The sequence below is a fragment of the Pseudobacteroides sp. genome (genome assembly GCF_036567765.1).
Lineage (GTDB): Bacteria > Bacillota > Clostridia > Acetivibrionales > DSM-2933 > Pseudobacteroides.
The window spans coordinates 1-11,349 of record NZ_DATCTU010000068.1; the positions used below are offsets into that span (position 1 = coordinate 1).

Annotated in this window: 6 protein-coding genes and 1 pseudogene; all 7 read right to left on the minus strand. The window is 33.4% G+C overall.

Translation table 11 applies throughout. The features are described 5' to 3' along the window. Nucleotides 1-421: 421 nt before the first annotated feature. On the minus strand, nucleotides 422-757 hold the full coding sequence (locus VIO64_RS10020; protein WP_331917704.1) for a hypothetical protein: 336 nt from the start codon (nucleotides 755-757) through the stop codon (nucleotides 422-424). 14 nt (nucleotides 758-771) lie between these two features. After that, complete coding sequence (locus tag VIO64_RS10025; protein WP_331917706.1) at nucleotides 772-7,392, minus strand: RHS repeat-associated core domain-containing protein; 6,621 nt, start codon at nucleotides 7,390-7,392, stop codon at nucleotides 772-774. A 1,034-nt stretch (nucleotides 7,393-8,426) separates the two neighbouring features. Then, complete coding sequence (locus VIO64_RS10030; protein ID WP_331917708.1) at nucleotides 8,427-9,032, minus strand: hypothetical protein; 606 nt, start codon at nucleotides 9,030-9,032, stop codon at nucleotides 8,427-8,429. 63 nt (nucleotides 9,033-9,095) lie between these two features. Continuing rightward, the gene (locus VIO64_RS10035) at nucleotides 9,096-9,464 is read right to left on the minus strand and encodes a hypothetical protein (protein WP_331917710.1); all 369 of its coding nucleotides are present in this window, start codon (nucleotides 9,462-9,464) and stop codon (nucleotides 9,096-9,098) included. Nucleotides 9,465-9,491: 27 nt separating this feature from the next. After that, nucleotides 9,492-10,337 (minus strand): annotated as a pseudogene (locus tag VIO64_RS10040) (RHS repeat-associated core domain-containing protein); the annotation flags it as partial. A 57-nt stretch (nucleotides 10,338-10,394) separates the two neighbouring features. Continuing rightward, nucleotides 10,395-10,925 (minus strand): Ig-like domain-containing protein, encoded by a 531-nt coding sequence (locus VIO64_RS10045; protein ID WP_331917712.1) that lies wholly within the window; start codon nucleotides 10,923-10,925, stop codon nucleotides 10,395-10,397. A 79-nt stretch (nucleotides 10,926-11,004) separates the two neighbouring features. Next, a partial coding sequence (locus tag VIO64_RS10050; RefSeq protein ID WP_331917714.1) for a transposase occupies nucleotides 11,005-11,349 on the minus strand: 345 nt, incomplete at its 5' end.

An 11,349-nucleotide genomic window follows, 5' to 3' on the forward strand; every position in this document is an offset into this window, starting at 1 on the left:
TTTACAGCTATCCAATCTTGCACATCTTTCACCTCTTTTATCCCTCCACATGTATTGATCATATGGATAGGATACATTTGTATTCTCAAGGGGTCAATTTTACTTGTAAATCGGGGGTCAGTTTTAATTATAAATCAACAACAGACTTAATTTAGATCAATGTAGATGTAGGCTTACACCAAATAATTTAGTGGTAGATCACTATATTCAATAATTAAATTAATCAAAGTTATTCATGTTTTCCTGAAAGAAACAAATTTGTGTTGACAATAGGTTTCGGTTGAAGTCCCTTTACAACCAACGCCGGTTTTGTCGCTCCGGCGTCGGTTCGGTGGTTGTTAAGCTGAGATAATGCCGTGAAAACCTTGTGTCACAAGAGGTCGACTGTGACGCTTAAACCAGCGTCAAGCGGCTTTTGCAGTTATCCTAAATAAAACGGTAATCGTTCTTGAATATCGCAAGCATCAACAGAGAGCAATGAAACTGAATTCCAAATCTCTTTGATGCTCTTATCGTAGAAAACTTTTGCATTCGCAAATTGCTCAAACGAATCAAAATCATAAGCTTGTGAACCATCTTCAGTTAATCCAAACCAGTATATAACTTTTTTCGTGTTCCTATCCACCATTTTGCCCAACCAAGAGGTTTGATAAGCATCACAATTATCAATGCAAAATTCAATTTCTATGCAATCTTGATTTTTAGCAACGTCATATGACATTATGTTATGAAAGTCTTCAAAAGTTATTTTATCCATATTTTTCCCCTTTCTTATCTTGGTCCATGTTCATGCGGCCATTCTGGATGGACTTTGGGGTTTCCATGATTAGTAAAGTCTACATCCCGTGTTTGAGTGCCCTCTGACCCAAACCATCTACGAGTTTTGATATTTCCGTTTCCATCAAGAATATCCACGCTTGAATTTGGAGCTCCCTTTAATCCAGGATTATTTGTTGTAGTGCTGTGATTTGATGACGGAGTAATATCAATTTCGTTGCCGAGATTAGTCTTAATCTTACTTCTCGCACCCTTGGATTTAACTATTGATTTAATCTTACCAGTTATACCACCAGCTGATTTAGCTGCACCAACAACTATTGCCCCAATATTAACTAACTCTGCAAACGCTCCAGCTAAATGCTCCCCATATGAAGATACTACTGAATCACTATAAGATTTATTATCAGATATTATATTCCAATTATCAACAACATACCTTATATCTCCCGCAACTACATCTAACCCAATTTGTTTAAGTTCATTCCAACCAACCTTACCTGCAATTATATCACTTATCAGTTCTTTCAAAGCACCAATATTGCTCAATGCTTGGAATACACCTCCGGAGTTTGCAAATACTTCACCAACGCCTCCCTTGATAAATCCCCAAGCAAGCTGTAATTTTTGAAACCCTTCAACTTTATGCCCGCTTGGATCAAAATAGTTAACAGGATTATTTTGGCAGTATGTATAGAGGTTTAATGAAAGTGGATCATCAATTTCACCAGCATAACTATCTTCACTTACAAATCTACCAATCCTTGGATCATAACTTCTGGCTCTGAGATAAATCGTGCCATTCTCTTTGTCAAAGTACTCACCACAATACCTGAATACATTAGTATCAGTAGGATCAGGGTTTTTCTCGTTACCAAATGCATCATAAGAGTATGAACGTATAACGTTATTATTTGCTGCATTCTTATTAGTTAATTGTACCACATCACTGTGACCATTGAAAATGTAGTTCTGAGTGTACCCATTTTTATCTTCATTATAAATAAGGTTTATTCCTCTTACATACTTCTTTATCAGGTTATATGAAGAATCAATCTCAAGAGCTATGTTTTGACCATCCCATATCTGGTAGGTTGTTACTCCTCCTACTGTTTTGCTGATTCTAAGTCCATCACCATCATATGCATATGTGGATGTTCCGCTTTTAATCAACCTGTTTAATGCATCGTACTCATTTGTTGTAGTTGTTGTTCCTTCTTTCTTTGTAATTTGGTTCCCATTGTTATCATATGCGTAATCAACTATGGAGTTTTTAGACCCTGTAGTTGTCTCTTTTAAAAGACGTCCGGTATATTTTCCAGTTAAGTCTGTATAGCTATAGTCTACATTATACGATGTACTTCCTTGTACTTCCATCCTTGAACGGTTATTGCTTGAATCATATTTGTATATAACTGTCTGATTTGGAGTCGCTCCAACTTTTTCTGTAGCTTTTACAAGTCTTCTTGCATTATCATACTCATAATCTGTAGTAGTTGTTGTATTGTTTATAACTTCAGTCTTTGATGCCTGTGCACCATCCAAATAATATCCATAGCTGAAACTTGAGATTACAGTACCTGCAGAGTTTTTGTTAATAATACTTTTAACCTTGTTTGCCAGGTTATAATTATAGTCTATTGTATTAAGAGCATATGTAGTATTCAGGCTTGGATCATAGTAATAGTATGTTAGTTTCTTTCTGTTTCCGCTATCAGCATAATATTCATATTTGGCTTTAAGTATATCGTTCTCCTTGACATACTGTAGTCTCATATTGGCATCATACTCATACTTTGTATTGATGCTTGGAGTAGAATTATTGATTATTATGTTAAAGGTTTCAATATTACTGGAATTGCCACAATGTATGTAATTTTTATCGACCGTATAGTTTTTTACGGTATTTGTCCATTTTTCATTCACAAGCCTTCCCATTTGGTCATAAGTATAGTCAACGAATGTGTTGCTTCCATTTGACTCAACTATCATTTGATCTCTTAAACCCAGCACATTATAATGATACATATTTACAACATCTTTTCCAGAAACATTACCTTTTGCATATTCTAGAATTACATGTCCTTGATTATCATAGGAATAGGATATGTCGCTTCCATTCCTATCTTTCATATGTATCAGATTTCCGTTCTTGTCATAGATGTCATAATCAATAACTTTTCCAAGTGTATCAATCATTTTTGAAGGTTTTCCAAGATAATTGTACTGGTACTGTGTCGTAATCTCACCTTGCACTATTTTGTCTTTGTTACCATCAGCATCATAGTAATAATTGCTGGTGATATTTGAAGTTCCATTATATATTACAACCTCACTTAAAAGATTTCTCTTGTTATAATTGAATTGTTTCTTATTTGTACTTTCGAGTTCTCCAGGTTTATTAATACTGGTCTCTTGCGTTTTTAAATTACCATTCTTATAATAGCTGTAATTTGTAACACTATCATATCCAGTTTCAAATGGAGCTTCTATTTTTGTAAGCATATTTAATTTTTCATAATAATATTTGGTAATGCTTCCCTTTGCATCTTTAACTGATGCTATTTGACCATTCGGATAATATGTAGTTATTACTGGTTCGTCACTATTCAGTTTTGATTCAACGACACGCCCATCAAAATCATATATTGTCGTATGAGTTACCTCTTTGCCGGTTTTAATATAACTTGTCTCAATTACTTTTGTATAATTCAGGCCATTTTCTTGTGGTAGTAAATAGTAATCATAACTTGAAATTAATTTACTATCTCCTGAATCTGTAGCTCGTTCTTTAAAATATGTGTTCTTTAATCTTCCCCACAAGTCGTATGTATACTTGTACCACGCACCATTTGGAAGGGTTTTTGTTTCAATGTTTCCATACTTGTCATATGTATAGCTTGTTATAACTTGCTCTCCTGGAATGGGATTACCATTTGGAGTATACTTTATGTCTGTATCAGGCAATCTCTCTGTCTTTATTTGTCCTGAAGGGTAATATGTATAGGATAAATACTTGTTTATACTAACGTTTGATGGATCATATTCACCATCATTAGTATCATATGAAATATTATATACATTAGGTAATACTTCTTTTGCCATTCTCCCAAGAGAATCATAAGAATAACGCTTTGTACCTTTTACATTACCTAATTCATCCTTTTGAATCTCTCTTACTAAGTTTCCATTTTTATCATATTGATATTCTGTTACATAACCTTTTGGAGTCTTTATTGATGCAACCAGCATCATGCTGTTGTATGTGTATGTTGTTATTAGATCAGAACCATCTTCAGCCTGTAATATCTTTTCTTTTAATGTTCCTTCGGGATAATATGTAAACTTTGTAATTTTTCCTTCCGGATCAGTAACTTGGCTAACCAAACCGCTTATAGGGCAATTATTGACATTATCATATGTTTTGTCATTATAATAGTCATACTGGGTAATAGCATAATCATCTAAGTTGTTATCTAAATGCCCCTGTGCAGCATATTCTGATATACTCAAATCCATGTTTAAAATGTTTCTTAACTCTTTTTGAAGATTGCTTGCTAATTTGTTATATGTTTGTGCTTTTCGTAGTAATTTGGTATGAGTATTATCATCATAATCATATAACGTATAACTATTAGTATCATCAGCAGTAATTACTACTTTATTATTATCGTTTAAATTTAGTGCGTTTGTTGAATTATCAGAGTTAATTACTTCTCTTACAAACCCGTTCAGCATTCTGTTATAAGTTGTCTTATTCTTATTATAATCAGTAATACCAGATACCTCACTTCTAATGCCTTCCTCGTTGTATTCAATAATCTGTGTATTGATGTCAGGTAATAAATTACCTGATGCATCCTTTTCCTCGACTTTTGTTATTGCATAATATGTATTATAATAATATGTTGTCTTTTTCAAAACAGAGTCTGTAGAGTTATCCTTATCCGTAACTGTTGTCTGACCCGATATACTATAATCATACTCTTGCTTTTTACCATGTGTATCATTCTCTAGCTTCTTGCCAAGTGAATCAATAGTATAATCAACTTTGCCAGTTAAGTCTTTATATTCTATCTGTTCCAAAACAATATTTCCGTTTTTTACAGCAGTTAAAAGTCCATTTGTATATTCCAATGTTATTACATTTAACATAGGATCAGTAATTGTTTTAAGTAGTGTAACTTGATTTACAGTTTCATAAGCATAACCTACAGTTCTATCACCATCGGAGATTGTTTTAACTAAGCCATTTTCATATGTTACTGTAAATTCTTTACTAATTGAATCACGAATTATCTTCTTATTTGTCTGTGTCTCTATAGTAACACTGTTTTGAAGCTCATCCATTATCTTATATAATTTTTTACCGCTGTCATAATAGTAAGAAATTCCTTCCGGGGTTTTTAAGGTATACTCTTGATTATACTTAATATAATTCAGCGTGCTTCGGTTATCTATTGATGCAAACTCTTTATCTACTATATCAGTTTCTAAAAAGTTTTCTATTGTACCATCCGGTAAAATTACTTCATAAACTTTACCGGGTGCTACATAACTGCTGCTAATTTCATTAATAGTAGAATTATCAAAATTGAAAGTCCAACCATATCCCAATGAGCCTTTATTATAATTCATTGAATTATATGATCTGGAAATATCAAATTGAATTCCTGGTGAAAATGTTTCCATATCAGAAAATGTAAGAGAATAATTTCCTGTTGGAATGAAAACTCCTTGCCCATTATTAAATGATCTCTTATCTACATTAACCTGAGTATAAATTCTTGAATTGTAACAGTTTAAAGGTATTAACTCATATTGACCGATCTGTTTAGTTGTCATAAGGATATTAATCTTACGATTCTTTGATCCTGTTGGTTGGTCCAATTGAATCTTCTGTTTATCCGTACCAGTGCCAGTTAGAAGAACCTTATGTGTTCCAGTGGCATAAAATGCATAGTCTGATGAATTGTCATTTATAGTGAAATTCCGCTTAAGCTCAATTGTTCCAGCAGTTAACCTGTTCTGATCATTAGACATGGAGTTATATATAAAATCATTTGTTACTTTTATATAACTTTCATCACTATTCATAAGCAAAACATCATTGCTGTTAGATTCTCCAAAATTGAAATATCCGTTTACTTCCAATCTTCCGCCGTTAATATCAAGTGTACTTCCTTTACCATCATCCGAAAGAACTTTAAATCCACCGTTTACTGTAAGAACCCTGCTATTCAAATCAACATATGCATTTTTAAATTCAGTCATGGTATCTGTTTGAATACTGCAGTCACTATTAAGGTATATCGATTGCCTGTAAATGACTGTTACATTGAACATTCCAGCAAGAATGATTGTATCAGCCATATTTATAGCACCATCCGCGTTCAAATCCAGATAAATAGAATATCCAGGTTGACCTTCAACTGTATTAAATACTTGTGCAAGCATAATATTATCAGCCATATTTACAGCACCATCATGGTTCAAATCCCCTGAATACATATTATCTGGATTATTTTTGCTTCCAATACTGAAAGAACCGTACAGATTTAAATTGTATGCCCTTGGAAAATAAGAATATCCATCCTTTGTTATCTGTATTAAATAATACCCACTTGCGTCAAATTCAAGGCTATAGTGGCCGTTTACATCAGTTAAAGTCTCAGCCATAGTTATTCCGTTAGAAATTGCTTGAACCTTGAAATTACTATTAAGTTTTTCCTTTGACGCTGTTGGCAGTGAAGGATTCTTTATGCATACATCATCAGCTACCCATCCATCGATTATAACTTTTTTTTCAATCCCTGCTGTACTGGTTGACGTTGGAGGAGGTGTATTAGTCATTGTTGCAGCACTTGCTTCTAACATTACTTGTGAAACTTCTTTCATTGTTGTATCTTGAATAGTTTTAAAACCTTGGTTTATAGTTTGAGGCTGAATTATTCCATATCCAGATGATATGATTTTACCATCCCAATCGAAAATATCTACCCTGTTTCCTTTAACTTGAGTATCAGAATAATTTTCAAAACTTATTGATGTCTCAACTTTCTTTAATAATTTAAAGCTAAGCGTTGCCAAAATACCAGTCTTTTCTGGAGCATTACAACTCTTATAAGTTTTTAAATCCATATAACATTTACCAAACCTTAAATATCCTTGAGTTGTATTATTTGCAACATATGTAATGGGTGCAAAACTTAAAGAACTCAGAATATTACCTGCTTGGGGTTCTGTCTTGTCGGTCATGGATAAGCCAGCACTATCAACAGGTTGGAGTACATTTGGATCGTATTTTATATTTACCTGATATCCTGCAAATTTATCAATATTATCAATCATTAATTTTGCATTAATGATTCCACCAACTTCTTCAGAGGCTTTATCCAATTCCAGTTTTATGTATGGTGATGGTGTATTGATAGGTGTATTTGTGGGTGTACTTTTTGATTGCTTACTATTCTGATTGTTTAAAGAATCACTTACTGAATATACTTTGTTTTCAGTACTCAAATTAGTAAAAGCTGCTAAATCAAATGCTGGCACTATTTGTGCACTAAACATTAGTATGAGAAAAATAGAAATTATGTTTTTTATCTTATTCATGTAGTTTTATCCTCCCTTTAAATTAATGTAATAAGGTTAATTATTAGACTTGAAGCTAGTAAATCTTTACCTCCCCTCTTCATTTGTTGTTAAGTTGATCAGGTTTTTAACCACCCCCCTCCTAATCAGCAATCAGCATTAATAATAGCTGTATATAAAAGTGAAACCATTAAAACCAAATTTTTCTAAAGGTTGATTCTATAAAAGCATAGAGTTATATAGCACCATTTTCCATACTACGGAATGTGACATACGATTTATAAAAGATAACAATCAATTAATAAATTTTAAATTCATAATGATTGCTAGATGAGTTTGCTAAATTTGTGGAGTTTATAGTTATATTTACATCAACTACTTATCTCCCCGAATAATATCAGATACACTTAAACCACTATAGCAACTTTGTAATTAATTCTTATAAATACCATAAATTCTAACGAGGATTTTAACATAACCTAGCATTTATAAGTCAAGTTTAATATGAATTTTACACATACTTATACTGTGTGTTCTTAGTGACAACTTATGTAACTTTATAGTCACAATGTTATTCTATCAAAATCGTAACTTATTGTCAACTTAATTTTGTTGCTTTTAGGGAAGTGCGAATAACTTTGATTAATTTGACTATTGAATATAGTGATCTACCACTAAATTATTTGGTGTAAGCCTACAGCTACATTGATCTAAATTAAGTCTGGGAATTTATTCATGCTAAATGTTAGTAGAATGGATTTTAAACTTAATGATATTAACATTGGGTTGCAGATCTTTTATCAATCCTTCTCAGAAAACAAATAGAATCACATAAAGAACAGGGAAAGTATACGATAAGAGATTTATCGTATACTTTCCCTGTTCTGACTCTGTAAGGCCACTGTAAAGCAGCTTTCACACACTTATAAGCAGCTTGCAAGAAACTAAAGAACCCCTTCGCAAGCCATTCTAAAAAATGGGGGGACGATTTTTCCCAAGACTTGCTACGCTGGCGGCTTCCATAAGCATAGAAGGAATACAAATTCATATGCTTTTTACTTACGGCTTGCCGTTTCACCTTGCTTTAATATTTTATCTATGTCATTTATAAAGAGGCTTAGTAAATCGCCTTCTTTTAAGTTTTTATTCTTATGCCCTGTATCCTTTCTAATTGCTAGCAATACTTTTTCTAGTTGGAGTAACCCATTCAAATAATTGGCACTTGTGTTGTTTCGTTGATTATGCATACGATATTTTGACCAATTTAATATGACATCATCCGCACCCCAAATAATAAGATTTTTTGTGAAAGACTCCATAAACTTAAGGATTTCTTTTTCATCTAGCGGCTCATCTTCTCTGGTGTTTACAAGTATCTTAAACAAAAACTCCATAAAATCGGTGTAAACGGGTATCTTCTTCTCTCGCAATTCCTTTTCAACTGTTATTTTTTTCTCTAAGTATTTGCCGCCAGTTACGGTAATAACAGAAACAACAATAGTTGCAAATGCAGCTATTATCGGTGCACCTACTTCTTTGGGAAGGCCTATAAATACCTCATAAAGCAACTTTAAAAAATATATAATGGTTGTAATTAAAACAATTAAAACTGCTATTGCCAAAATATTTTGCTTCCAATTAGACTTTAGATTATTTTTCACTATACCCTCCCCCTTTGTTTTTTTCAGTTTTTAAATAAAGTTTTTTGAAAGTCTTTCAGTACCTTAATATGCAGGACTTAGTTTAGTCAGATTTCCACTTTGAGTATCAATAGAATAATGCCAATCAGACCGACCCTCCATATACGTTTTTGCTATACACACTACAGCAATATTTGTTGTGGCATGTTGCGTAAAATATGAAAACAAAAATCCATCTGGTGGAGGCACTTCAAACTTTTTGCTACCCTCTATAGAAAAACCGAAAAGTATGGATGGAAAATCCCCTTCACCAGTAAGTGCAAGAATAGTTTCTTCCCTCAAAAACAAACGTGCATCATGAAGGTTTTCGCAGTTAATAACTGTTGGTTTTCCATCCAAGCACCATGAAATAGTACTTAATGCTTTATCAGTTTTAAACTTATTAACTTTCAAGTTTAATTACACACCCTTTTTTAATAATTAGTGAATCCTACTCTTTCCAACAACTTTAAGATATTTCATCCTATCTGGCGGGCTTACTGTCATTTCCAATTGGGTACCACCACCAGGTTGATAAGTTTTTCGTTTTTTATCGACTTGTGGACCAACAGGACCTAGAATTACTGGCAAATCATCAGTAACTTCATAGGTAACAACCTCCTGAAGATGTTTTTTCCAGTCTTTTTTAACAGCAAGTTCATTTCTAACATAATCAGCATCTTTTATATGGTCAAATGTACCAAATCCACCAGGTCTATTTTCTGGTTGACCAGGACTAAGTACCATTTCAAACCTTGTGCCAGGCTTTAAGATAGCCTTATTTTTATCTTTATCAAACCCATCAGGGTAAGGTGACTGATCCTTAATAAGTCTTTTATATGCATCTGCAGCATCTTTCTTTGTTGCATACATTCCCTTATTTGCCTTTTGGAATTCATTCCAAGTACTAGGATTTCCTTCGCCCAGTCTGCTACGTCTATATTGCTCTTTCCACTGTTCACGGGTCATTGATCTATCAAAAAGATTGCTCTTATCAGCACAATATCCGCTAGGGTCGTAATAATTTATAGGGTTATTTTGTACATAACTGTAGAGGTTTAACCCATCGCCTCTGTAGGTGTCCTCCTGTGTAAACCTTCCTACTACTGGGTTATAGAATCTGGCACGCAAATAATATTGCCCTGTAACCTGATCATACTGCTCTCCAGCATACCTGAACCTATTCTGCACCTTCTCAACAGCTTCAACTGTATTGCCAAATGCATCATACTGATACCGATTGACTACACTTCCGGCTGCATCAACTAATGCACTAACGTCACCGTGGCCCTAATTAGGTAATATTAACTCTGTGATTGTGCTAACTATTAAAGCTCAAGTATTCTATTTTGTCATAAATCCAAATTTAATATCGATTCTCATTTTCTCACCATCGATATTCTTAATATCCTTACTCAAAAGTACCATAATGCTGTTACTCGTTCCATACCCATTTCCTTTTATTTTAAAGTCTATTATTAATGTCCTTGTTTCCTTAATATAATTAAAATTGAAAAGATCAGATATTCTGCTGCTGTGTTTTCCTTCTTCTATTATAATAGTGTTTTGGTTTAGGGATTTTTCATCAATATCATATTTAAACCTTATGCTTATGCTGCTCGAGTAAGCTACGCCTGTTGCATTATCTGATGGCATTGTTGATTCAATCCAACTTTTTTCATCATCTATTTTCTTTGCGTTTAATATTCTGCTTTCTAGCTGCTCAAAGTCATTATCTGAAGCTGTATTTTCGGGTGCTGCTAATATCGGAGTTGTCTTAATCTTAGCAGAATTACCAGCTTGTTCACTACATGATACAAACGAAGTAACAATGCAGAATAAAACAATGATTTGATAAATTCTATTAAGTCTCATATACTCACCACTATTTCATTTAAATATGTATGACAGCATATATAAAAGCCCTGTAAAAACAAGGCCCATATATATACTATCATGCATTTTCTGTTTTGGAAACTGTTGGTTTTATGTACTCCCTTTGATGAATCATCATTGAATAGATAACCTTTGCAATCTGCCTCATTACTGCAATTAAAGCCTGCCGTTTTGTCTTTCCTTCTGATATCTTCTTATTATAATACTCCAGAAAAGTATCATTTATAGGGCTTTTCTTATCCCTACCTCTGCAGATATTCCTTGATGCAATATCCCTGAATATCTCGTAAAGCCTTCTATTCCCCTGTTTGTTCCTAAAATTCTTGTCCTTGTCACCTGATGAGCAGGCAACCGGACTTATTCCACTATACCTACACATTTTATCGCTACTGGAAAACCTTCT